The following is a 25,812-nucleotide window of genomic DNA, read 5'->3' as shown; positions in this document are numbered from 1 at the left end:
GAATTGTTTTCGTAACAATGGAATATATGCAGTAAAAATGCCAATATGAACATATTGAAAAAAAATTGCTTAATACGATGAAAAAAGACGAAAAATAGTTGATAAGGACAACGTGAAGGTAATGTCTCTGGGAAGAAAAAAAAGATGTAATTGCACCAAATTAAATCATGATGCACAAAAAAGAAGCATATATGGGAAACATCAACGAAAGTGGCAGGTTGCTATTTCTATGCTTTTCGGCGGTAGAAACACAAGGTTTCTTCCCGTTCCAAAACGGGAACAAATAGGGTTTTGCAATCCAGAAAGTGAAAATGACTTTTTAGCAGCACCCGGCCTGATGCAGAATTGTGCCGCAGGTGGCAGCTGTATAGCTGGGTCAATCCAAGTTGCTCGAAAGCAAACTGGCAGATGTGATAATTTGCTTCCGTAGTAAACCCTTTACGTCTGAAATCCTTTCCCAGCCAAAAACCTGTTTCAGGATATTGACTATCAAGCGCCAAGAGCGACACCGTACCTATCAACTCGCCGCTCTCCCGCAGAGTAATAGCAAATACAACGCTTTTTCTGCTTTCCCAGTCACCGGGATGAGCGGCAATCCACGCTTCAATGGTAGGTAAAGGACAAGGATAAGGAATATCGATCGTCATCTCAGCAATGTGAGGATCGTCATTTAATAAGGCGCAAACTCGTACTGCATCATCGGCCTGGAAAGGGCGCAGAATTAAGCGGTTGGTATTAATAGATGGCTGCTGCTGCATAATATTACCCTTCTGCCGGTGGTACCGATATCATAAACAGCGCCAACCTGACTGACGCACGATAACCGTTTGTGAGCTTCCGGCGTTGATAGTTCCGGGTCTGGCAGCAAAAATACAGACCCGGAGACAGAATCAAGGGTAGAGCATGCTGGCAACCTGTTCGCTTTCCTGTTGGCGATAACCGGCATAGGACATTGCCGCGACAAACGTGGCACGATCGGTATTCGAGTGAACATCAGACGTGAGCACAATCTGTCCGATATCCTGTGGCGTCAGCTGTGGATAACAAAAGTGAATGCTATCCGCCACATCTCTACCGACATAACCGAGCTTACGCAAGATAACCCCATTATTCTGCGCGGAAATATCATCTTCGTAGGCCATCTGAAGAACCTCAACAACCAATCGGGCCGTCAGAATATTAATCCGGGAAACATCGGTATATTGGCTACCTAACGCCTGAATGATGTGATTAACCGCCTCTTCTGGCGTAAACCCGTTTTCCCGCAAGGAAGACAATACAGAAACCAGCTTATCTTTCAGCTCAGTCGACATCATGCTGTTCCTTCATTAAGTAAATGTTTCTGTCAATAAAAGTGCCCCGCTTCCTTACCGTCACAGCCTGATTCCATTAGCAAATAGGCAATTATCTCCCCGGATAAGCCACATCGCTGCCACTACACTTGCAGACAACATAAACAACCGTTAACTGTTGCCTTATTCAAATCTACTGGTAATAACATCCTGTTGCACATCTTCTCGCTCAAATCGTGACATAAAATCAATTAATAGCTGCCCGCTCCCGTTTTAATTTCACAGCATGTCCACTTTTCATTACCACAGCCCATAATGTTCGCTGCTATGCTTTCACTATCTCATCTACGGGCGCTATCTCATCTACGGATTAGAAGCAGGATTCATGCAGTAAAAAATTACACACTTTGATACAACCCTATGTGACATCAACGGCGATAATACCGTTTCATACCGTAATTCGTTCAGCAATAAGGCGTAGTCATGATCACCACCGACGGTAATAACGCGGTCACCTCCGTGGCCTGGCGAACCAATGAAGTCATCGCCATCTACCCCATCACCCCAAGTTCCACCATGGCAGAGCAGGCGTCAGCCTGGTCGAGTGATGGGCGTAAAAATATCTGGGGAGACACGCCACGCGTAGTCGAGATGCAGTCGGAAGCCGGTGCTATTGCGACTGTACATGGTGCGTTACAGACCGGTGCGTTGGCGACGTCCTTTACTTCTTCGCAGGGATTACTGTTAATGATCCCGACACTGTACAAACTGGCCGGCCAGTTGATGCCGTTTGTGCTGCATGTTGCGGCGCGTACCGTCGCCAGCCATGCGTTGTCTATTTTCTGTGACCATTCCGATGTCATGGCGGTACGTCAGACGGGCTGCGCCATGTTGTGTGCCAGCAACGTACAGGAAGCGCAGGATTTCGCACTGATATCCCAAATAGCCAGCCTGAACAGCCGTTTACCCTTTATTCATTTTTTTGATGGATTCCGCACCTCACACGAGATCAACAAGATTGAACCGCTCAGCGATGTGCAACTGCATCAGTTACTGCCACAGCAGGCCATTGCCGCACACCGTGAGCGAGCACTTACACCTGACCATCCAGTGATCCGCGGTATCGCCTCAAACCCGGACACGTTCTTCCAGGCCCGTGAAGCCACCAATCCCTGGTATGACAACGCCGTCCGGCATGTCGAGCAGGCAATGAATGATTTTGCCAACGTTACCGGGCGCCAGTACCAACCATTTGAATATTATGGCCATCCAGAGGCGACGCGCATTATCGTGCTGATGGGTTCTGGCGTGGGCACCAGTGAAGAAATGATTGATACGCTGCTTACGCGCGGCGAAAAAGTCGGGGTAGTAAAAGTGCGGTTGTACCGCCCATTCTCCGCTCATCATTTGCTGTCGGTTATCCCGCAACAGGCACAGCGTATTGCTGTGCTGGATCGGACCAAAGAACCAGGATCGTTGGCTGAACCGCTGTATCTGGATGTCATGACCGCACTGGCAGAAGCCTTCTCGCGCGGTGAGCGCCCACTGATGCCACGAGTGATCGGTGGACGTTACGGTCTCTCCTCAAAAGAATTCACACCGCAATGCGTGGAGGCGGTATTTAAAGAGTTAGCACTGACCAACCCCCGACCCCGCTTCACCGTGGGAATTTATGATGACATCACCCATCTATCCTTGCCGCTTAGCGCCGAAACGACACCCAGCCACTGCACACTTGAAGCGCTGTTCTATGGACTGGGCAGTGACGGCACCGTCTCTGCGGCCAAGAATTCCATCAAGATCGTCGGGAATGCCACGCCCTTGTTTGTACAGGGTTACTTCGTCTATGACTCCAAAAAAGCCGGCAGTCTGACCGTTTCCCATATGCGTGTCGGCCCTCATCCGATTAACGCCGCCTACCTGATTGATCAGGCCGATTTTGTCGCCTGTCACCAGTGGCAGTTCATGGATAAGTACAATATGGTGGAACGACTGAAACCCGGCGGCATTTTCCTGATTAATACCCCTTACCCCAGTGATGACCTCTGGCATCGTCTGCCACAGGAAGTGCAGGCCGAGCTGAACCAGCGCCAGGCCCGGGTTTATTGCATCAATGCCGCCAGAATTGCCCGCGAATGCCAGCTAGGCGCACGGATTAACACCGTCATGCAAATGGCGTTCTTCCATCTATCCCGCATCTTGCCAGGGGATGATGCACGGGAAAAACTGCGTTCGGCTATCGCTAGCAGTTACGGTAATAAAGGGCAGGATCTGGTTGAGCGCAACTGGCAGGCGTTAGATGCCACGCTTGACGCATTAGCTGCGGTGAATCTGGAACCGGTGAACCCGGAAAGCGGGTGCCGCCCACCGATAGTATCCGATGCCGCGCCAGATTTCGTAAAAACCGTGACCGCCGCCATGCTCGCCGGGTTGGGTGATAGCTTACCGGTCTCGGCCTTACCACCGGACGGCACCTGGCCGACCGGCACCACCCAGTGGGAAAAACGCAATATCGCAGAAGAGATTCCGTTGTGGAAACCAGAGCTTTGTACCCAGTGCAACCATTGCGTGGCGGCCTGCCCTCATTCGGCGATTCGCGCTAAAGTCGTGCCCGCTGACGCCATGGCTTCGGCACCGTCGTCACTGCAATCACTGGATGTCAAATCCCGTGACATGCGGGGCCAAAAGTACGTACTACAGGTTGCGCCGGAGGACTGCACCGGGTGCAATCTCTGCGTGGAAGTCTGCCCTGCCAAAGATCGCCAGGATCCGACAATCAAGGCCATCAATATGGCGTCACGACTGGAACATCTGACCGTAGAAAAAACGCACTATGATTTCTTTCTGCAACTGCCGGAAATTGATCGTTCCAAACTGGAGCGCATTGATATCCGAACGTCGCAGTTGATCACCCCGCTGTTTGAATATTCCGGTGCCTGCTCCGGTTGTGGTGAAACACCTTATATCAAGCTGTTGACCCAGTTGTATGGTGATCACTTACTGGTGGCCAACGCTACCGGTTGCTCTTCCATTTACGGCGGCAACCTGCCGACAACACCCTGGACTACCGATGCTCAGGGACGTGGGCCGGCCTGGGCCAACTCGTTGTTTGAAGATAATGCCGAATTCGGTCTTGGTTTTCGCCTTAGCATAGATCAACACCGTCAACGCACACTACGGCTGCTGCTGCAACTGGCACCACAGTTACCGGCAGAACTGGTCGTCGATTTGCAGGAAGCGACCGCCGCCACGGACCTTCGCCGCCAGCAGGTCGCACAGTTACGGGAGCAACTGAGCAAGATAAACAGCGAACCCGCCCGCATACTGGCCGCCGATGCCGATCATCTGGTGGATAAATCCGTCTGGCTGATCGGCGGAGACGGCTGGGCCTATGATATCGGTTATGGTGGTCTGGACCATGTAATGAGCCTGTCGGAAAACGTCAACGTACTGGTACTTGATACCCAGTGTTACTCCAACACTGGCGGACAACAGTCCAAAGCCACCCCGTTGGGAGCCGTGACGAAGTTTGGTGAAAAGGGCAAGCGCAAGGTACGCAAAGACTTGGGCATCAATATCATGATGTACGGCCATGTCTATGTGGCGCAGATTTCCCTTGGCGCCCAACTGAATCAAACGGTGAAAGCCATTCAGGAAGCCGAGGCCTGGCCTGGTCCGTCATTGATCATTGCCTACAGCCCTTGTGAAGAGCATGGTTACGATCTGGCGTTCAGTCACGACCAGATGCGCCAGCTTACTACGACCGGCTTCTGGCCGCTGTACCGCTTCGATCCGCGACGTAGCGAGCAAGGTAAACCGGCCCTGGTGACGGATTCCCGTCCGCCATCCGCCAGTCTGAGCGAAACCCTGCTTAATGAACAACGCTTCCGCCGTCTTAACAACCAATCGCCGGATGATGCGGCACGGCTTTACCAGGAAGCTGAAGAAGATCTGCGCCGTCGTTATGATTTTCTGACCATGATGGCTGGAAAAACCGAAAAAACGTCATCGGAGTAACAGCAAAAAATGTGATTCATCGCACGGAGTATTTCTCTGTGAGCTTTCTGCACATATAATGCGCATCCGGTCTCTATTGACCATAAATAAGCATACTCCGTTATGCTGGTAGGCTTTAACACTCAACAAAGACATGAAAATGAGTATTCGCGCGACCCTGATCCTAGTTCTGGCGACTGTCACATTTAGTCAAGCAGCACTCGCCGTTGTCTACCCACTGCCCGCCGGTAAAGGCCGGTTAGTCGGTGAAAATATTCACGTCACTATTCCAAAGGATAGTACGCAACCATTAGAACATTTTGCCGCCGAGTATCAGATGGGGCTGAGCAATATGATGGAAGCGAACCCCGGTATTGATGCCTATTTGCCGCGTCCAGGCAGAACCATGCTTATTCCACAGCAGTTGATCCTGCCGGATACGCCACATGAAGGCATTATTATCAACAGTGCGGAAATGCGCCTTTACTACTACCCCAAAGGCACCAACACCGTGATTGTATTACCTATCGGTATTGGTGAACTGGGTAAAGACACCCCGATCAACTGGATAACGTCCGTGCAGCGGAAAAAGGCGCGCCCGACCTGGACGCCAACGGCCGCCATGCATGCCGAATACGCGGCCCGAGGTGAAACACTGCCAGAGGTTTATCCGGCCGGTCCAGATAATCCGATGGGATTGTATGCACTTTACGTTGGCCGTCTGTATGCCATTCACGGTACTAACGCCAATTTCGGCATCGGTCTGCGCGTCAGCCACGGTTGTGTTCGTCTGCGCGACAAAGATATCAAGTATCTGTTCGACCACATACCGGTGGGCACCCGCGTGCAATTTATCAACGAACCGGTGAAAGCCACGGTTGAACCGGATGGTTCACGCTACATTGAGGTACATCACCCACTGTCTCGTGACGCTGCGGAGTTCAACTCCAACGCCCCCATTCCGATCACACTGCCTGACAGTGTAGCCAAAATCCTGGCGGATCCAAGCGTAAATGATCGCGTGACTGATCTGGCGCTTAGAAACCGTCTTGGTATACCGGTGAAAGTCAACGGACCAGTAGAAGAAGCGGCTCCAGAGGTCACCCCCGCTCCCGAAACACAGGCGCCAATTATTCAGCAGGCCGCTGCGACACCTGCCACTCCGGATAATAGCCCGTCCACCGCGCAACCGGCCGTAACAGCGGATGGGAGTGCGCAAACAACAACACCTGCCACTTCGGATAGCAGCCAGTCTGCCGCGCAACCGGCCGCAACAACGGATGGAAGTGCGCAAACAACAACACCTGCCACTTCGGATAGCAGCCAGTCGGCCACACAACCGGCTGCAACAACGGATGGAAGTGCGCAAACAACAACACCTGCCACACCGGCGACCACCGTTAACAAATCGTAATATTATTCTCAGGAGCAGCCCACGGGCTGCCCTGCTCTCCTCTATCATTTCCCTTTTTCTACCATGCGTAACCAGAGAGAAACGTCTGTGCGATATCGCACAAAATAAATTGACTTATCATTAGTTGCATTGTTAATTAATGATATGTCATTCACTGGATATAAATCGTTATGTCATTTACTGAATCATCTTCCCGTCGTCGCTTTGCCGTGATGCTTGGGCAAACTACTCGTCTTTGGCGGCGTGTCATTGACCGTGAATTACAGCCGTATGGGCTAACCCAAGCCACCTGGTTACCCTTGTTGTATATCGCCCGGGCAGAAACACCCTCCCACCAAAAAGCCCTGGCGGATGCTATCGGTCTGGATGCCTCAGCGGTAGTGCGGTTACTCGACTGCCTGCAAAAACAGGGGCTCATCGAAAGGCGAGAAGGTACAGATCGTCGTTTTAAAGAGATTCATCTGACCGAACAAGGTCTGCAACAAGTGGAAAAAGTAGAAAATATTGCCAACAAGATCCGTACTCATGCATTGGAAGGGTTATCGGAACAAGACATTGAGCAGGTAAGCCAGTTTGTCGGGCAGGTCATCGGCAATTTAACCCGCCTAGAACAAAATCAGTCATGAGAATAACGTTACCGATGCTGGCAGGGTTTCATCATCTGAATCACCGCCATAAAACGCTATTGCTGGCAGGCGTGACAATATTGCTCGCAGTGCTGGTGGCAGCCTCGTTCTGGTTTTACCAACGTTTGACGCACATTACTGAAAACGATGCGCATATCGTGGGAGAAGTCATTTCCCTTGCCAGCCGGCAAGACGGCTGGTTAACGGCCCGCCCGGTGATTGACGGTGATGTCATCAAAAAGGGCCAGATATTGGCGCAAATTGACAATCGTGACGCAAAATTGCAGCTTGCCGCGCTGGAGGGCAGCCTGGCAGCGGCCGATGCCCAGGTCAGCTACAGTCAGACTCAACGCCAAGTTACGGACCTTACCACTCAAGCTGAACAGGCACAGGCACAATCAGAGCTGGCGGCAGCTGAATCGGCTCTTAGCAACGCGGGTTATCAGCTCGCACTGGCTCAGAGCAATTTTCAGCGTGATGACCAGTTATTAAAACGAAACCTGACGTCGAAAAAAACCTGGGACGAATCCCACACCACATGGCTACAGCGGCAAAGCGGACTACGGGAAGCGGAGGCTCAACGCGATGCACAGCGGGCAGCACTCGCTAATGCCAAAGCACAACGTAATACACTACAGGTACTGGATCGACAGATCGATATGCAACGCCAGCAACGCGCCGCATTACAGGCACAAGTTGAGCAATTGAAGCAAGACATTGCCGACCGAACACTGCGTGCTCCAGTAGATGGCGTCGTTGACCGCACCATCGCCAACGTTGGGGAATACATTCAGGCTGGGCAATGGATCATGATGGTACATGACCCACATAACCTGTGGGTGGAAGCCAATATTAAAGAAACCGCTATTGCGCGAGTGAAAGTCGGGCAACCGGTTGATATTGAAGTTGATGCTTATCCTGGCCAACAATTTCAGGGACATGTCGTCCGGGTCGGAAACGCCGCAACTAATCAGTTTGCTCTGTTACCCAGCCCCAATCCATCAGGTAATTTCACCAAAATTACCCAGCGTGTACCGGTACGTATCGCACTGGATAACGTCGATACCCGGCTGAAACCGGGCCTCATGGCACAAGTGACCATCAATGTCGCCGATTGAAGCCCAGGCACAGCGTTTTGGTCACACATATCGCTGGTTAGCCACAGTGACAGTGATGCTCGGCACTATTGCGACTACCGCCACCGCGACTATTGTTAATGTCGCCATGCACGACATCATGGGTGCTTTCGGCATGGGGCAGGATCAAGTGCAATGGCTCTCCACTGCGTTTCTGGCCTCCATGACCGCAACCATGCTGATGACAGCCTGGACGCTGGAACGCTTTGGTTACCGCGCCACCTTTGTCGGCGCGTTAGTTATTTTTGTGCTGGGCAGCATCATGGGGACCCTCAGCCAGAGCAGTACCGAGGTGATTATCGCCCGCATCCTGCAAGGCAGCGCGTCCGGCATTATTCAGCCATTAGCGATGATTATCATTTCCCAGGTTTTTCCTGCCTCTGAACGAGGGCGAGCCATGGGTATCTATGGCGTCGGCGTCGTCTTGGCCCCCGCCCTCGGACCAGCGGCCGGAGGGCTGATGGTTGACCAGTTAGACTGGCGTGCCGTTTTCATGGTGGTTGTCCCGTTCTGTTTGGCAGGTATTGCCGCAGCCTTGGTGGTACTACCGGGAAAAAGTGCTGATACCGCTACACCACGGCATAAATTCGACCTGCCAGGGTTTATCTTGCTGTTGATCGCACTGACCACGTTGCTGGCTGGTTTATCCAACGGACAGCGGGAAGGCTGGAACTCATTTTTTATCATCGGAATGTTGAGCTGTTCTGTGCTGACGACTCTGGCGTTCATTATTTATGAACTGCTGACGCCACAGCCACTGCTCAGTTTGCGGGTATTCAACAATCGGGCGTTTACTGCCGGCTGTATCGTTGCTTTTGCCCTGGGAGCCGGTATTTACGGTTCAACCTACATTATCCCACTGTTTGTACAAACCATTCAGGGTTATACCCCTACCCGTTCCGGTCTACTGCTGATGCCCGCTGGCCTGGCATTGGGAATGGTGTTTCCATTGGCCGGGACGCTCAGTGATCGAGTGAAACCACACTATCCGGTGATCATCGGCTTGTTACTGTTCGGATTATCCTGCTGGCTCTCCAGTGATGCGGATACCAACACCCCATTCTGGACTATGGCTTGGTGGATTGTCGTGGGACGTATCGGCCTGGGCGTGATGTTACCGGCGTTGAACGCTGGCGCACTGCGTGCCCTGACACCAGACAAGCTGGCTCAGGGGGCGGGAAGCCTGAATTTTATTCGTCAGTTGGGAGGGGCATTGGGCGTTAATCTGCTCTCGGTATTGATCGAACGGCGCACCACGTTTCACGGTGAAATGCTGGCGGAATCACTGACTGCCGCTAATCCGGTAGGGAACGATGCTATCCGCCAACTCAGTAGTCTTTACACTCACTGGGGTAACCCGTTTGGCGACCCATTCAATATCAGCGTTAACCCTGGCGTAATGGAATTTATTCAGCGTATGCTGACACCTAAAGCACAGATGCTCGCTTATCAGGATGGCTTTTACATTGTAGCGATGTTCTTTTTTGCCGCGATCATCCCCGCCTGGTTTATCCGTCAGGTATCAACACTAAATCCGCCCCGCCGGTAATACCGGGTGATGCCGGCAAAGCTGACCGGATACACAGGTTGCTCCAGGACAGAAAGGTCGCTATCGTTAGGCAGTTAATCTCTTTTTCCATTTCGGAATCGCCGATAATGTCCAATATCACCCAAAACCTTTCTACCGTTTCCTTGCCAGCTACCGTTCAGCAGCCGCACTATGACCGCAATGCGTTGAAACCCCGCATTGTTCATATCGGTTTTGGTGCCTTTCATCGTGCACACCAGGCACTGTTGACCAACCGAGTGCTAAATCAGCAGGGTGGCGATTGGGGGATTTGTGAAATCGTGTTGTTCAGTAACGATACGATGATCACATCATTACGCCAGCAGGATCATTTATTCACTGTGCTGGAAAAAGACGCCACCGGAAATCACGCCATTATTATCGGATCCGTATGCAAATCCCTACACGCCCGCGTGGAAGGTATTCCGGCTATTCTGGCACAACTGGCAGATCCGGAGGTGGCGATTGTCTCCCTGACCATCACCGAAAAAGGCTACTGCATGGATGGCTCCAGCGGTATGTTGGATCAAAATAACCCATTGATACAGCAGGATCTGGCCGATCCTCTGCACCCGTCTTCCGTACCCGGCCTGCTGGCCGAGGCGTTACGACTGCGTCATGAACGCGGTATCGCACCTTTTTCCGTACTTTCCTGCGATAACGTGCCGGAGAACGGCAAAATCGCCAAAAAAGCGGTAATGGAATCAGCCCGGATACGGGACGCCGCGCTGGCAGAGTGGATTGACAGTCAGGTCACGTTTCCCAATACCATGGTAGACCGCATCGTACCCGCCGCCACACCGGAAACCTTGCAGCAGATTACCGACGCACTGGGCGTGGCAGATCCATGCGGGATAGCCTGCGAACCTTTTATTCAGTGGGTGATCGAAGATAATTTCGTCGCTGGCCGACCAGACTGGAACATTGCCGGGGCACAGTTGGTCGATGATGTCCTGCCGTTTGAAGAAATGAAGCTAAGAATGCTCAATGGTAGCCACTCTTTTCTCGCCTATCTGGGTTATCTGGCAGGCTATGAGCATATCAATGATTGCATGGAAGATGAGCACTATCGTCAGGCAGTTTACCACCTGATGCTAAAAGAGCAGGAGCCCACACTGCGACTGAAAGACCGGGATCTTGTTACTTATGCTGATCAACTGGTTACCCGCTTCTCCAACCCAGCGCTGAAACACCGTACCTGGCAGATTGCTATGGATGGTACCCAGAAACTACCACAACGTATGCTGGCCTCGCTGCGCTGGCACATCGAGCACAACAGCGATTGCCGTTGCCTGATTCTGGGCATCGCCGGTTGGATGCGCTATGTCAGTGGTACAGATGATGCAGGACAGACAATAGATGTCCGCGACCCATTGATTGAGACGCTACGGAATATTGTCAACACAACGGCTGATGACATCGAACGGGTACGCGGATTATTGTCGCTGAAAAGCGTATTCGGCGATGATTTGCCCGTCAACAACACCTTTGTCACTGCCGTCACGCAGGCTTATCTGGCGCTACGGGATCACGGAGCTAAATCTGCCGTTGCCGACCTGCTGAAATAAACCACAGTACAACTATTGATAATCCCCCGTTCCGGCGGGGATATTGATTCGTAGCCCCTTATTCATCCGGTCGGTATTCCAATAAATCACCCGGTTGGCACGACAATGCAGCACATATTTTCTGCAACGTATCAAAACGGATACTTCTCACCTTCCCTGATTTTAACAGCGACAGATTTTGTTCCGTAATCCCGATTAAGCAAGCCAGCTCCCGTGACTTCATTTTCTTTTGTGCCAATAACACATCCAGCCTAATAATGATTGACATAAACCATCCTGATTATGGCGTTAATCATGGAAGTGCAATGAAGATGGTTTTCTCATTGCAGGAGAGTAAATAGCAATACAACCTGTTTTCACTCCCCTGATTCACTTCAGTTGTTACAATAGCGACAACGCTCATCCTCCGCGCTCACGAACACCTCCGCGCTAACACTTATTTTTTCATAACGGCATCATGCTGGTTAAAAAACAACAAACTTACTGTATAGCGATAAAATATTAATGTTAATTAGTACAATTATATATTTTTATTCACTTTTTATCAGATCCAATTAAAAAATCTTATTTCATGATCTCTCTGACAAAATACTATTAAAAACCACCCGAACCGTGATGGTTAGTTTACTTTATCAATCGGAGAGCAAATTATAGGAACATAAGTTCATTTAAAATGAAATAATGTTTCATAAATGTAGGCAGATTGATCATGAGTAAACCTATCTCTTTTAAGCACACATTCTGTTACGGCAGTGCTAACCTGCTGGGCAGTGGTGCCTTAGCCATCAGTGGTGCCTGGCTACTGTACTTTTACACCACATTTTGTGATCTGACATTAGTACAGGCGGCGTCAATTTTCTCTGTTGCCAGTATTATTGATGCTATCAGTAACCCGGTAATGGGTTACATCAGTGACAATTTCTACAACACCCGACTCGGCCGGATGTTTGGCCGTCGTCGTTTCTTTATTCTGCTAGGCATTCCGTTGGTATTAGTCTATCCCATGCTGTGGATGCATGGTTTCGGCTTTTGGTATTACCTGGCTACCTATGTCCTGTTTGAGCTAATTTACACCTCAATCATGGTGCCTTATGAAACGCTGGCCACCGAAATGACCAGTGATTTTAAAATGCGGTCTAAACTAACAGGTTCTAAAGCCATTTTTGGCAAAGTGGCCAACTTTCTGGGCGCATTTATTCCAGGTCAATTTATTCTTATTTATGGCAAGGACTCCGCCACCCCCTTCTTCTACACCGGTCTGGTGTATGGTGCCATCATGTGTGCCGCAATGATTTCACTCTATCTGACATCCTGGGAACGGCCTATCAGCGAAATCGTGCATGAAAACACCACCAGCCTATGGAACGCGCTGAAAAAACTCAGTGTGGATATGGCATCGACCTTCCGCCTGCGTATTTTCCGTAAACATATGGGCATGTACTTGTTTGGGTTCGGCGCTGAGTGGCTGTTCGCTTCTGCCTTCACTTATTTTATCGTTTTCGGTCTGAAGCAAAACACAGCGCTGGTTTCCCAGCTCTCCAGCTTCAGCTCTATTATGCAGTTGATTTCCACCGCAGCCTTTATTGGTATCTGTGTCAAAATGGGCTTCGCACGGCCGTTCCGCCTGGCGCTAACCGTGGTTATTGTTTGTGTAATAGCATATGCCGCGCTCTATTTTGCCAATTGGTCTCACACCGCGACCATTGCCGTACTGTTCGGTATCACCGCCGTATTTGGCCTGAGCACCGGGGGGATATACTATATTCCCTGGACGGTATACACCTTCCTGGCTGACGTGGATGAAGTCCTGACGGGGCGTCGCCGTGAGGGTATCTATGCTGGTGCCATGACATTCGCCGGTAAAATGATTCGCTCCGTTATCGTATTTGTCATGGGGTGGACATTGAGTCAATTCGGGTTTGTTTCCGGTCAGTCAACTCAACCGGAAAGTGCGGTTTTAGCCATTATCGGGGTGTTCTCTCTGGGCGTGACGGGTCTGGCCATCATCGCCATTTACTACACCACCCAAATGAAGCTGGATCGTAAAAACCACGCTATCCTGTTGGAAGAAATCGCCCGAATCAAAGCCGGTGGCGCTATTGCCGATATTCCTGCCGAAGCGCGAGTGGTTGCAGAAGAACTGACTGGTTGGAAATATGAACAGTGTTGGGGTAACAACCCGCTCGGGGTGCAACCAGAAGTAAAAGAACCGATTGTCGCAATTTCATCCCGCTAACATGATGTAAGTCACTTGTTCCAGCCCGGGGATTTGCCGGGCTGAATGTTTTGGAAACGCCTCTTCACCCACCGCATTCAGATCAGAGCCGCTTCTTTCAGCTCACTTTTCAGATAGGCATAGTATATCGGCGCGGCAATCACACCGGATATCCCGAAAGCGGCTTCAAAAACCAGCATCGCCAATAGTATTTCCCAGGCATGGGCTTTAATTCGGGTACCCACAATTTTAGCGTTAAGAAAATACTCCAGCTTGTGAATCAACATCAGATAAACCAGTGCCACCAACGACACCGGCACTGAAATGGACAATGCCGCAATGAACACCACGGAATTGGAAATCAAATTGCCGATCACCGGCAGCAAACCAAATATAAACGTCAATATCACCAGTGTTTTGGCAAACGGTAAATGAACACCAAATCCGGGGAAAATACCCAGGATAAAAACGGCAGACAGGGTGGTATTCACCAGCGATATTTTTACCTGCGCAAACACAATATTTCGAAATGATGCGGACAACAGCGCCACACGGTGTAGTAACTCTGTTTTCAGTAACGGTTTTTCAACGTCTGGTTCAACGTTATACAGAGAAATGATCGCGCCCAGGATCATACCGATCAACATGGTGACAAATCCATGCAAGAAATCCTTACCCAGATTCTGCAATATCACGACATGCTTTTGCAGCCAGGACAGAAACTCACGCTGTAATTCGTCAATACTTACCGGTAAGTATCCAGGTAAATAAGTCATGAATTGCTTTTGCACGTCGTGCAAAATAAATGCAATACGCTCATTAAATACGCTGGTATCTTTCATTTCCTGCATCAACAATCCCACCAGCGTACCAAAAACTACACACAGCAGGCTAACCACTACCGTACTAATCACCGCCACCACCACCAACCGTGCGCGCTTACCGCTGATAACTTTCTGAAAATACGGCGTTAGCAGATTGATGATTTCATACACCAGAAAACCTGCGACAAAACAAGCCAGCAGGCGTAACACAATCAAAAGCAATAATCCGCTCATGATAAAGCCAATGCTTAATAATCTGGCCTGCCTTAAATTCAACAACTGCATGATGACATCCTGTATTTCTGGTGATTGATAACATAATCGTCGCCACAACCATTTTGGCTGATTAAGTAATATTCAGGCCACGCCTCGCCAAAATAACCATTGCTACGTGCATGACTATTTTCTTAGATCATGACGTCGACATCATTTAGCGACCCAAAGTCTTCGGCTTTTGTGCCAAACAGCTCATTTGGATAGTTGAGCAAAACATTCTTGTAGCTCTCTGAAAGTATGACCCCAATGGAGCCAGGAACGCCACGCGTTGACAGTCCGCTTGAATTGTTTGTTATGTCTTCAGATATTTTGACAGTATACCGCTTATGAAAGGCTCTTTCTGGCGTAAGTAGTCAGCCATACTCATTCCTCTAGCAACAAGTTTTCTTTTGAGTTCGCCATAAGCCTTAAAGTCACTTTCATGATGTTCAAGGTGTTGTTTGAAGATTAACATTTTCTGGATATCAGGATGTCCTGCATGACATAAATACAATTTATACGTTCTGACGCCCGCTTTTTCCTTCTTATAAAATTGATGGCCAGCAGATAAATCACGCCCTCTTGTATATCCAAGACACTCAATTTTATTTTGATAATCTGATTTCTCTGGAATAATGATAAGGATATCGATCTCGGGTTTAGCTGGCATTTCCTTGATTGACGTGCTCCCAACATGATGAATAGAAACATCACAAAAACAGGCTAAGAGGAAAGCAGCCTCTTTCTTATACACTTCAGGCCATGCAATGTCATAGTCAACAATCTGATTTGTAATTGGTTTATTAACCATAAACCTATCCTGATCAAGAGACATAACACCTAACTCAGCGGGCAATTTGCAGCGACTGCGGGAGATTGGGCCGTTGCTTGCGCTTGTTATACGCGAGCTTCAGACCACACCGCAAACTCATTACCACTTGGCTCAAGAAAATGAAAACGGCAGCCGCCAGGAAACGCAAATATTGGACGGATAACTTCACCACCATTTTTCAGCACGTTGCTTAATGTTGCCTCGATGTCAGCACTATAAAAAATAAGAAGTGCTCCGCCAGTTGTTGTTTGGCTACAAGCGTCAGATTTATAAAAACCACCGTCTAAACCTTGATTAGCAAAAGCAGTATATTCCGGCCCATAGTCAACAAAGTCCCAGCCGAAAACAGTGGTAAAGAATGATTTTGTTGCGTCTAAATCTTTAGCAGCAAATTCTACGTAATTAAGTTTTTCATGCTGATTCATGTTCACTGCTCCGTCTGATTTTCCAGATAAACATATAACACTCCGCTAAACGACAAGCGTTAGCGGGCCCAGTAAAGGATGCGTCTTTTGTAACCGAAAAAATGTTTGAGCGACTTGTTAGCATTTAGCGTTCCAACACTATTGGCTGAAATCCAATTCCATCTTTACTTACCGCAGCCTCGGATTCCTTAAACCCCGACTTCTCATCCATTGGGACCACATATATAGATGAACGAACTGTATAGGTGTTTGTACCCAAAGCAAAGTCGACGATTACTGAACATTTTATCACCTAACGAGACCACAATCTGACCTTTATCGTCCCTGTCGTTGAGCAGTTTCAACTAGAATCGGTCAGAAAACTGAATTCTCGGACAAACCTGCCAAATGTTGAAACGAAATGGGGTGATCTGAAACCTACCAGGCAGCAATAATAGTTAGTGGATATACGGGTTAAAAGACCAAATCTGAATTAACAACGACGAGTATAAAGGTCACGATAAGTATTACTAATACAGACTATGCATGTAAATTTAACAATTCATTATCTATGATGATTATTCTAAAAAGATTGGCAATATTCATAACATTACTCATAACACATGCGTAAAGATAAATTTTGCTACTCTCATTAATTAATTTTCTTATTCTATAGATAGAATTTTTAATTATAAAAACACCACCATCGAAACGTATCGATAAAGCCAATTGAAATAAAAATGTAATAAAATGAGTGATTATTGCTGGTCAAAAAAATGGCAGCACTGCTGATAGGCGCAAAAATGTTCAGTTAAGGCTGCCATTCATTGTTTTATGCAATAAAAACGCTTAAGAAGCGAGGTGTGATGTAGTGTCAGTATTTTCTTGATTCAAAATCACTAAGGATAATACCCGATTTTCCACATTCAATTTAGAGAAAGAAAGCGTACCCTGGTTCTTTTTAGAAAAACCATCTGATAATAAATCCCAAACCACGCGAGTGCTAAGTACATCACTGTTGGTTATGAAATCCTGATATGCAAATTTCACGTTAACCGGCAATACCTCGTCAATAGATACTGGAGTATTAGGCACGGAGCGTAGGCCAAAATGCGCATTAAATGCAGAATTGGCGTAGATCACCTTGCATTTTTCATCAATTACTGCAACAGCGCGCCTGTCATTGTGCGCTGGGGCGGTACTTAACATGTTTATGATTTCGTTCTGCCCAAATATCAGACTCATTATTTCCTCTGCTTCATGCTGTGTAAAAGCTGTCCATCTGAGTAGGTGTGAGTAAGCCATAGCTCAAGAGCCACATGATGATAGTTCTTAAACTAACCAGATCGGGGAAATCCGATTGATGCAAAAATAGCCAAACCGTTCAGGAATAATAACCAACTAGTTGAATTATATAAATAATGAAAATTGTTCAACATTATTGGTTACTGACCTGTTTATTATAAATAGACGAATAATATTACCGTCGAGTCATTATTGGTTTTGATTATCCACATCAACACATCATTAAATAATCAAACCTATTTACTACTTTTCAGTCTATTTTTTATTCAAAAGAAGAAACTGGCAAATGGCTGTATAATACAGTCTGTATAGGATCAACTTTCGATCCAACCGCACTATACCGTCTTCTTCCTCGAGGTTATCGACTGAATAAGCATGATTTTTGCGCCATTTGATCGCATAGTCCGATCAAATATTCATTAATAATAGTTATAAGCAATTGAAAGTGTCAGATTGGACATTACTTGCCTCATGATCAAGTAAATAGTTTTTGCAATACCTAAAAGTGTGATAGATATCACATACTATCAATACTTGTTATCAATCCCAACACCTGGTGTTTAAAAACCAGAGCCCCCTTAAATAGCAACCTCATCATGGCGTTCCAATAATGCGTGATCTATCGCGCAGAAAAGAAACAAATGCCGATGGCACACTACTATTAACTATTGGTTGACATATTATTAACAGGTTTAAGGAGAGCACTATGAGCCAACAGAATAAGCACCCCATACCCGTTAACATCGCGAAAGATACGTTAATAACAGCCGATCAATATAAAAAGATGTACCAGGAATCTATCCAGGATCCTGCCGCCTTTTGGCGAGAACAGGGGAAGATCGTTGATTGGATGAAGCCATATCAACAGGTCAAAAACACATCATTCGATCCCGGCCACATCCATATTGGTTGGTTTGAAGACGGTACCTTGAATGTTGCCGCCAACTGTCTTGATCGTCACCTGGAAACACGTGGCGATCAAACTGCCATCATCTGGGAGGGTGATGACGCTAAAGAAAGTAAAAAGGTCACTTACCGGGAACTACACCAATCCGTCTGCCGCTTTGCTAATGTTCTGAAAGCGCAGGGAATAAAAAAAGGCGACGTGATCGCTATTTACATGCCGATGGTACCTGAAGCTGCCGTCGCCATGCTGGCCTGCGCTCGTATTGGTGCCGTCCATTCCGTTATTTTTGGTGGTTTTTCACCTGAATCTATTGCCGGGCGTATTATTGACTCCAGTGCGAAACTGGTTATCACCGCTGATGAAGGGATTCGCGCCGGGCGTGCAATTCCGCTGAAGAAAAATATTGATGAAGCACTAAAAAATCCCGCCGTGAACAGTGTTTCCAACGTAATCGTTTTCCGCCGTACCGGAAAACAAGGTGAGTGGAAAACCGGACGAGATCTGTGGTGGCACGATCTGATGGAACTGGCCGCTGATCATTGCCCACCGGAAGAAATGAACGCGGAAGATCCACTGTTTATCCTTTATACCTCTGGCTCGACCGGCAAACCCAAAGGCGTCCTGCATACTACCGGTGGTTATCTGGTTTATGCGGCTACCACCTTTAAATATGTCTTTGATTATCATCCTGGAGACATCTACTGGTGTACTGCCGATGTCGGCTGGATCACCGGTCACAGTTATTTGGTCTATGGTCCGCTGGCCTGTGGCGCCATTACGCTGATGTTTGAAGGGGTTCCCAATTGGCCAGATTCCAGCCGTATGGCACAGGTAATTGATAAACATCAGGTCAATATTCTTTACACCGCACCGACAGCCATCCGTGCATTGATGGCGGATGGAGACAAAGCGATTCAGGGCACCTCCCGGACATCGCTGAAAATCATGGGATCCGTCGGCGAACCCATCAACCCGGAAGCCTGGGAATGGTATTTCAACAAAATTGGTAATGCGAAATGCCCGATCGTGGATACTTGGTGGCAAACCGAAACAGGTGGTTTCATGATCACACCGTTGCCTGGCGCCACCGAACTCAAAGCTGGTTCAGCAACCCTGCCGTTCTTTGGTGTACAACCTGCGCTGGTCGATAACCTCGGAAATCTTCAGGATGGGGCTTGTGAAGGCAATCTGGTCATCACCGACTCCTGGCCTGGTCAGGCCCGTACTTTATTTGGTGATCACGACCGCTTTGAACAGACGTATTTCTCCACGTTCAAAGGAATGTACTTCAGTGGTGATGGCGCGCGCCGCGACGAAGATGGTTATTACTGGATCACTGGCCGAGTGGATGATGTATTGAACGTATCCGGGCATCGCCTGGGAACTGCTGAAATCGAATCTGCATTAGTGTCTCATCCCAAAATAGCCGAAGCCGCCGTCGTTGGTATTCCACACCATCTCAAGGGGCAGGCTATTTATGCCTATATCACGTTGAATCACGGTGAAGAGCCGACCAGCGAGCTGTATACCGAAGTGCGCAACTGGGTACGTAAAGAGATTGGCCCGATTGCGACACCTGATATTCTACACTGGACCGACTCTTTACCTAAAACCCGTTCCGGCAAGATTATGCGGCGTATCCTACGCAAGATCGCTGCCGGGGATACCAGCAATCTGGGAGATATCTCTACACTCGCCGATCCTGGCGTTGTAGATAAATTGCTGGAAGAAAAACAGACGATGAATATTCCTTCTTAGCCTCTGTCCGCTTTACACCAGGCAGCTTGGACTGTCTGGTGTAAAGTAACCGGTCTCTCTCACCATAGGACTGGATACCCTGCGGTTTTTCTGCGACAACTACACTTTTTCACTTAGCACGGCTTCCAGTAAATCCAGCTCCCGTAGCATGCTTTGCAATGTTTCATTACTGATTTGCTGAGTCGCACGTAGATGATAAAGCTCGGCACGCTCCGCATTTACCGCCGCCAACCGAAAACGTCGTTCCAGATTCTCAATCATCAAGCTGTTTTCCAACTCATCCTTGCCCACCACCCGACGGCGTAACATCCCTATGACGCGGGTACTCACCTCTTTCAACACCTGCTCATCAATATTCTCATCCCGGTCCATCGCCAGACGCTCTTCCATCTTATGCAGACTATCGATAGCCACTTCAGCCATCGAAATACGGGCCATTCGCTCCTCTTTTTTATGTGTGCTCTTGTCCGTCAACACTATACCTTTTAATAACATAGGTAGCGCCACGACCCCGCAAAACAATGACAGCAAAATAACACCAGTCGCAATGAACACTAATTGATAACGCGATGGAAAAGCTGCACCATTTATCAGCACCAATGGAATGGATAACACACCAGCCAACGTAATAGCGCCACGCACACCGGCAAAAGAAGAGATCCACAGTTCACGGGTCGAAAACTCGGCAAATAGCATCGGGTGCTTATCCTGGATCTTCTGACTATAGGTTTTCATCAGCCATAACCAGCAAAAGCGCAACAGCAGTAACGCAAAATAGATAACCGCAATATCGGCAAATAACATCCAGGTTTCGATAGTAGGGTCACGGCTTGCCTGTAACATCGAATCTTCCAACACGCCGGGTAACTGTAGCCCTAGCATCAAAAACACCATACCGTTAAAAACGAATTCCAGCATCGACCATACACCATTGGCGCGTAACCGCATGTTCAGAGGGGCGTTGCGAATAATACCAGATTGGCTGATGGTCATCCCTGATGCAACAGCAGCCAGAATGCCAGATACACCAAGATGTTCAGCAATCATATAAGCAGCAAAAGGGAGCAATAGCAGCAAGACAATTTGGGTTGCCGCGTCATCATCACTCCAGCGGCTGAGCAAGCGTAGCGATTTACTGTAAACCCAGGTCACAACAATACCGGCCAATAATCCTCCCAGCGCCACCAGCAAAAAAGCCAGCGTAATGCCGGAAACACTAAACACCATAGTTCCCAGGGCTATCGCTACTGCAAACTTCAGTGAAACCAGTGCAGAAGCATCATTCATCAATGCTTCACCCTGCAAAATACTCATCAGTTTTTTCGGTATCCGGTCTTCTCCCACGATACCAGACAGCGCTACCGCATCCGTGGGAGAAAGCACCGCCGCCAGTGCAAAAGCAGCCACCAATGGCATTCCCGGGATCATCCAGTGAATAAGGTATCCCATGCCCACCACGGTAATCAGCACCAGTACCAGCGCCAGCCCTAAAATTTCCCGCATATGGCGCAGAAATTCTCGTGTCGGTGTTTTCCAGCCATCAGCAAACAACAGCGGGGGGATAAATAACACCATGAATAATTCTGGGTTAAAGTCGACATGTAGACCGAATTGCGACCAGGCCAGCATGGCTCCCAGCGCGATTTGCATTAATGGAATGGGTATCTGAAACGGCATGATACGAGTAACAACGCCAGACAGCGATACCACCAGCATCAATATCAGAATGGTAAAAAAGATTTCCATACTTTCCCTGATTCATTGCTGTTACATCGAGGATGTCCTCACCGATTCCTCAACGCGACATGTCCTGTAACGATGGCCGATCCAGCAACCATCAACATCCGCAGGCGAGAGAACCACCTTGGCTTGTGCCGGTGAAAAAATAATAACAACATGTGACACAATAGAAAGGAAATGAAGGTAAAAATATCAGAGACAAGGATAAAAAAGGGGAATACTGAGTTTAATAATAAAGTCTATATAGCGGTGATAATGAGAGATCGTAAAGACGCTGCAAATACCTCCCCGGTAAGCTCAAGCCGCGCCATCCCTGGCGCGGGTGCTTTACTCCTCTCCCTCATTATCACCGTTCTGACGCTATACGTAGATTTGTCAACGGTCTGAGGGGAGCACAGTTCCCCTTCAGTTTACGGCAGCTAAAGATTTACAACGCCCAGCCACCTGCATAGAACACCACCAGCGCAATGGCAATAATTACCGTTCCTATGTTCAGCTTACGCCATTCACCAGCGAACAGACGTCCCAACACCAACGAACCAAAGCCCAACATAATGCCGGTGACAATGTTACAGGTCAGTACGATAAATACCGCACACACCAGGCCAGACATGGCATCCACAAAGTCATCGAAATTCAGTTTGGATACATTGCTCAGCATCAGTAAGCCGACATACATTAACGCCGGGGCCGTAGCATAGGACGGAACCAGATAAGAAAGCGGCGACAGAAACAGCATAAACAGAAACAGGACACCAACCACCGTAGCAGTCAAGCCGGTTTTACCACCTGCCGCCGTACCCGCTGCCGACTCGATATAAACGGCTGCCGGAGAGGTCCCCACCAGGCTGGCAAAAATACTGCTCACGGAGTCTGCGGTCAGTGCGCGACCGCCACTGATGATCTGACCGTCTTTGTCCAACAAATTAGCCTGCCCCGCAACGGCCCGGATAGTACCGGTAGCATCAAAGACAGCGGTCATCACCAGTGCCAAAACGCTTGGCAGAACAACTGGCTGCAAGGCCCCCATAATATCCAGGCCAAAGATCAATGACTGACCATTCGCACCAGTCAGACTCGGAAGAGCAAACAGCCCCTGATATGTCACATTCGGATCAAAGATCAGGCCGATAATGGAAATGGTGACAATCACAATCAGGATACCGCCCGGTACACGGCGTTTTTCCAGGCCGATGATCGCTGCCAGACCAACCAGCGACATAATAACCGGAAACGCCGTGAAATGGCCCAGCGCGACTGGCAAACCATCAATCGGATTCTTCACCACCAGGCCAATACCGTTAGCCGCGATGATCAACAAGAACAGACCGATACCAATCCCCGTACCATGTGCCACGCCTAATGGTAAGTTACGTAAAATCCAGGAGCGAATACCGGTAGCAGAGATCACTGTAAACAGTACGCCCATCATAAAAATGGCGCCCAATGCGACCGGTACACTAATATGCTGCCCCATCACCAGACTGAATGCGGTAAATGCCGTCAGAGAAATGGCACAACCGATAGCCATCGGCAAATTTGCCCACAAGCCCATCAGTAATGAACCGAAACCGGCGACCAGACAAGTGGCAACGAAAACGGCTGCTGGTGGGAAACCAGCCTTCCCCAACATACCTGGAACGACGATCACGGAATAGACCATCGCCAGAAATGTCGTTAAGCCCGCCAGGATTTCCTGACGGACACTACTTCCACGCGGTGTGATTTTAAAAAAGCATCAAGCGCGCCATGCGGACGGGCCGCATCGTCAGCCTGATGAGTCGTATTGGACATGGTGGTATCCCCTGAAATGTCATCATTATTAAAAGCCTATTCCAATAAGGCTACCGGAATAGGCTTTGAGTCAGTTTTCGGCTGAAACCACACCGTTTCATTTGCCCTTGCCAGATACAAACAAAACACAAGGCCTCAGCAACCCACTACGCAAACGATTACCTTGGACATTGCCAAACTGCTGAATTCTGCCAGGTAATTTGAAGCGAACGATTATCCTGCCTTCATGACGTCGATTTCAACTGCTATTCACCACTATTTCGCCGTCGTTATCGTTAAATTACCCAGGGAAATGATGAAATCACGTAAATGTTATCCATATTGAACAGGCACATCTTTTTATCGACCTGTGATGAAGTGTAGCGTGAGAAAATCAGAATGATGGAGGAAATTGAAACATGGGTTTAGTGACAACAAACTGTATGTTTGCTTTTTGTGATTCATATCACAAAAAAGTTGACCGTTATTTTGACGAGGTGTATCTTTAAAACCGTGAACAGCATCACAAAAAAATTAACCAAACTGAGGAAGACGAAAATGAAACTGCTGAACAGAATTATCGCTATGTTTGAAAACATCACCGTAAGCTTCGGTACTTTCAACAGCTAATTTTAAGATTACGTGTGGGTACGACATATGAATATTGTCCGTGAAATCAATAAATTATTAAAAGCGTTGGGCAAGACCTATCGCGGTGTCAACCCATACGCTATCTTTCGTTAATCACTAACATTCACCTGCTTAAAATGGCTGCCAAAAGGCGGCCATTTTTTTGCCTGACATTCACAATAGAAACCTACTGCTACGCTACCACTTTATTCAGGCATACAAAGAAACTTCGCCAGCCGGGCGCGTTTTAAAACGGCGATGAAGCCAAAGATACTGTTCTGGTGCCCGTAAAATTTCCTGTTCAATCACCCGATTAATGTAACAGGCCGCCAGTTGTTCATCATCGTATGGATAATCCTGCAATTCTGGCTGAATCACCAAGTAATATCCCCGACCATTCTCTTTACGAATTAACACGGTAGTGATCATGGCAGGTCTTGCCAGACGGCTGATGGTAAAGGTTCCACTGGTCGTGGCTGCGCGTTTCACCGCAAAGAATGGCGCAAATACACTGCCTTTAGGGCCATAGTCCTGATCCGGCGCGAACCACACGGCTTCGCCCTGTTTTAGAGCCCGAACCATGCCACGTAGATCTTTACGATCAATCATCGCTTTATTAGAGCGAGAACGCCCCCAGGTCTGCACCAGCTCCATTACCTTATTATTATGCGGACGATACATCGCCATCATTGGTTGGCATAACCCCATCGCCCGCCCCCCCAATTCCAGCGACATAAAATGGATACCGATGATCATCACGCCTTTATGACCCCGACCCGCATGCTGTAAATTTTCCAACCCACGGACATCAAACCATGTCCGTACCCGACGATCAGACCAAAACCAGGCCATACCCGTTTCTATCAGCGCCATACCCAATGACGCAAAATTGGCTATCAATATCGAATTCCGTTGCTCAACAGGCATCTGCGGGAAGCAGAGTTCCAGATTACGTCTGGCGATAACTTCTCGGCGTTTAAGAAAAAAACGAGAAAATCTGCCAACACTGCTGCCGAAACGCATCAGTAGCGGATAAGGTAACTGAACCAGCAAAAACAACACGCCAAGGCCAAACCAAACCAGCCAATAACGTGGATGAAGTAATGATTTCGTAAATTTTTGTGGAGTGCTCATGAATATCGTCTTGTGTGCAGCCAAAACCAAACAACAGTGCTGGCAGAATGAATTATTTTTCGTTGGTTAGAGGCATATCCCTGGATAACAAACCGAAAATGATTAATGAATGGTCGTGTAAAAGACTCAGCGCCAGACAAACGAACAACACCATATTACCCGATGTGGCTGTTTGAATGATTATAAATAAAAGCTATATCACACTCGGGTAATAATTAAATGTCCGTAATATAGACAACATGGCCTCAGTTAAGTTCAGGACCACACCACCGAACTTACGCATCACTTTATGGCACCTCCGTTCACTTTCTCAATCTTGAAATTTATTAGATAGATAACGTAGTCAATAGGGTGTCATCACAAAACCGTCACCCATTTGCAATGTTCTTGCAGCATTTACTGCTCAGGATGAGCCACTCTTTTTATTTTACAGAAA

At 48.2% G+C, this 25,812-nt stretch carries 17 protein-coding genes and 1 pseudogene; 8 read left to right on the top strand and 10 right to left on the bottom strand.

All coding sequences use genetic code 11. The annotated features are described in order from the left end of the window. Positions 1-227: 227 nt before the first annotated feature. Together PCO85_04045 and PCO85_04040 are read right to left on the bottom strand one after the other, a co-directional pair. Positions 228-758 carry a GNAT family N-acetyltransferase gene (locus tag PCO85_04045; protein WJV54629.1) on the bottom strand — a complete coding sequence of 177 codons (531 nt, stop codon included), beginning with the start codon at positions 756-758 and terminating at the stop codon, positions 228-230. A gap of 132 nt (positions 759-890) precedes the next feature. Then, on the bottom strand, positions 891-1,316 hold the full coding sequence (locus tag PCO85_04040) for a hypothetical protein (GenBank protein ID WJV54628.1): 426 nt from the start codon (positions 1,314-1,316) through the stop codon (positions 891-893). A gap of 459 nt (positions 1,317-1,775) precedes the next feature. Between PCO85_04040 and nifJ the strand changes: the two genes are divergently transcribed. The 6 genes from nifJ to PCO85_04010 all read left to right on the top strand — a co-directional run bounded on the left by nifJ (position 1,776) and on the right by PCO85_04010 (position 11,599). Next, complete coding sequence (gene nifJ / locus PCO85_04035) at positions 1,776-5,309, top strand: pyruvate:ferredoxin (flavodoxin) oxidoreductase (protein WJV54627.1); 3,534 nt, start codon at positions 1,776-1,778, stop codon at positions 5,307-5,309. A gap of 133 nt (positions 5,310-5,442) precedes the next feature. Next, a complete protein-coding gene (locus tag PCO85_04030; GenBank protein WJV54626.1) occupies positions 5,443-6,702 on the top strand; it encodes a L,D-transpeptidase family protein in 1,260 nt (419 codons plus the stop codon). Between the two features lie 170 nt (positions 6,703-6,872). After that, positions 6,873-7,328 (top strand): MarR family transcriptional regulator, encoded by a 456-nt coding sequence (locus PCO85_04025; GenBank protein ID WJV54625.1) that lies wholly within the window; start codon positions 6,873-6,875, stop codon positions 7,326-7,328. Then, positions 7,325-8,446: an HlyD family secretion protein gene (locus PCO85_04020; GenBank protein WJV54624.1), complete on the top strand. Its 1,122-nt coding sequence runs from the start codon at positions 7,325-7,327 to the stop codon at positions 8,444-8,446. The genes PCO85_04025 and PCO85_04020 overlap by 4 nt, the downstream gene beginning before the upstream one ends. Beyond that, positions 8,433-10,013 (top strand): DHA2 family efflux MFS transporter permease subunit, encoded by a 1,581-nt coding sequence (locus PCO85_04015; GenBank protein ID WJV54623.1) that lies wholly within the window; start codon positions 8,433-8,435, stop codon positions 10,011-10,013. The genes PCO85_04020 and PCO85_04015 overlap by 14 nt, the downstream gene beginning before the upstream one ends. Positions 10,014-10,120: 107 nt before the next feature. After that, complete coding sequence (locus PCO85_04010; protein WJV54622.1) at positions 10,121-11,599, top strand: fructuronate reductase; 1,479 nt, start codon at positions 10,121-10,123, stop codon at positions 11,597-11,599. A gap of 58 nt (positions 11,600-11,657) precedes the next feature. Here PCO85_04010 and PCO85_04005 read toward each other — a convergent pair whose 3' ends face one another. Continuing rightward, a complete protein-coding gene (locus tag PCO85_04005) occupies positions 11,658-11,867 on the bottom strand; it encodes a helix-turn-helix transcriptional regulator (GenBank protein ID WJV54621.1) in 210 nt (69 codons plus the stop codon). A 441-nt stretch (positions 11,868-12,308) separates the two neighbouring features. Between PCO85_04005 and PCO85_04000 the strand changes: the two genes are divergently transcribed. Continuing rightward, positions 12,309-13,835: an MFS transporter gene (locus PCO85_04000; GenBank protein ID WJV54620.1), complete on the top strand. Its 1,527-nt coding sequence runs from the start codon at positions 12,309-12,311 to the stop codon at positions 13,833-13,835. Positions 13,836-13,912: 77 nt separating this feature from the next. On the opposite strand, the gene PCO85_03995 is transcribed toward PCO85_04000, so the two are convergent. From PCO85_03995 to PCO85_03980, 4 genes are all read right to left on the bottom strand, one after another. Continuing rightward, complete coding sequence (locus tag PCO85_03995; protein WJV54619.1) at positions 13,913-14,923, bottom strand: AI-2E family transporter; 1,011 nt, start codon at positions 14,921-14,923, stop codon at positions 13,913-13,915. Between the two features lie 283 nt (positions 14,924-15,206). Beyond that, positions 15,207-15,704 (bottom strand): GrpB family protein, encoded by a 498-nt coding sequence (locus PCO85_03990; GenBank protein WJV54618.1) that lies wholly within the window; start codon positions 15,702-15,704, stop codon positions 15,207-15,209. Positions 15,705-15,790: 86 nt separating this feature from the next. After that, a complete protein-coding gene (locus tag PCO85_03985) occupies positions 15,791-16,150 on the bottom strand; it encodes a VOC family protein (protein WJV54617.1) in 360 nt (119 codons plus the stop codon). An 828-nt stretch (positions 16,151-16,978) separates the two neighbouring features. Continuing rightward, positions 16,979-17,374 carry a transcriptional regulator gene (locus PCO85_03980; protein WJV54616.1) on the bottom strand — a complete coding sequence of 132 codons (396 nt, stop codon included), beginning with the start codon at positions 17,372-17,374 and terminating at the stop codon, positions 16,979-16,981. A 766-nt stretch (positions 17,375-18,140) separates the two neighbouring features. On the opposite strand from PCO85_03980, the gene acs reads away from it, so the two are divergent. Then, the gene (gene acs, locus PCO85_03975; protein ID WJV54615.1) at positions 18,141-20,099 is read left to right on the top strand and encodes an acetate--CoA ligase; all 1,959 of its coding nucleotides are present in this window, start codon (positions 18,141-18,143) and stop codon (positions 20,097-20,099) included. A gap of 99 nt (positions 20,100-20,198) precedes the next feature. On the opposite strand, the gene PCO85_03970 is transcribed toward acs, so the two are convergent. The 3 genes and pseudogenes from PCO85_03970 to lpxP form a co-directional block, all read right to left on the bottom strand. Next, the gene (locus PCO85_03970) at positions 20,199-21,845 is read right to left on the bottom strand and encodes a Na+/H+ antiporter (GenBank protein WJV54614.1); all 1,647 of its coding nucleotides are present in this window, start codon (positions 21,843-21,845) and stop codon (positions 20,199-20,201) included. Positions 21,846-22,266: 421 nt separating this feature from the next. Next, a pseudogene (locus PCO85_03965) lies at positions 22,267-23,633 on the bottom strand (NCS2 family permease). Positions 23,634-24,452: 819 nt separating this feature from the next. After that, positions 24,453-25,376, bottom strand: coding sequence for a kdo(2)-lipid IV(A) palmitoleoyltransferase (lpxP, locus tag PCO85_03960; protein ID WJV54613.1), 924 nt, complete (start codon positions 25,374-25,376; stop codon positions 24,453-24,455). Positions 25,377-25,812: the final 436 nt, after the last annotated feature.

The sequence above is a fragment of the Prodigiosinella aquatilis genome (assembly GCA_030388725.1).
GTDB classification, from domain to species: Bacteria; Pseudomonadota; Gammaproteobacteria; order Enterobacterales; family Enterobacteriaceae; genus Prodigiosinella; species Prodigiosinella aquatilis.
Note: the sequence above shows the minus strand (reverse complement) of the source record. Positions and strands in the feature narration are given on the sequence as shown.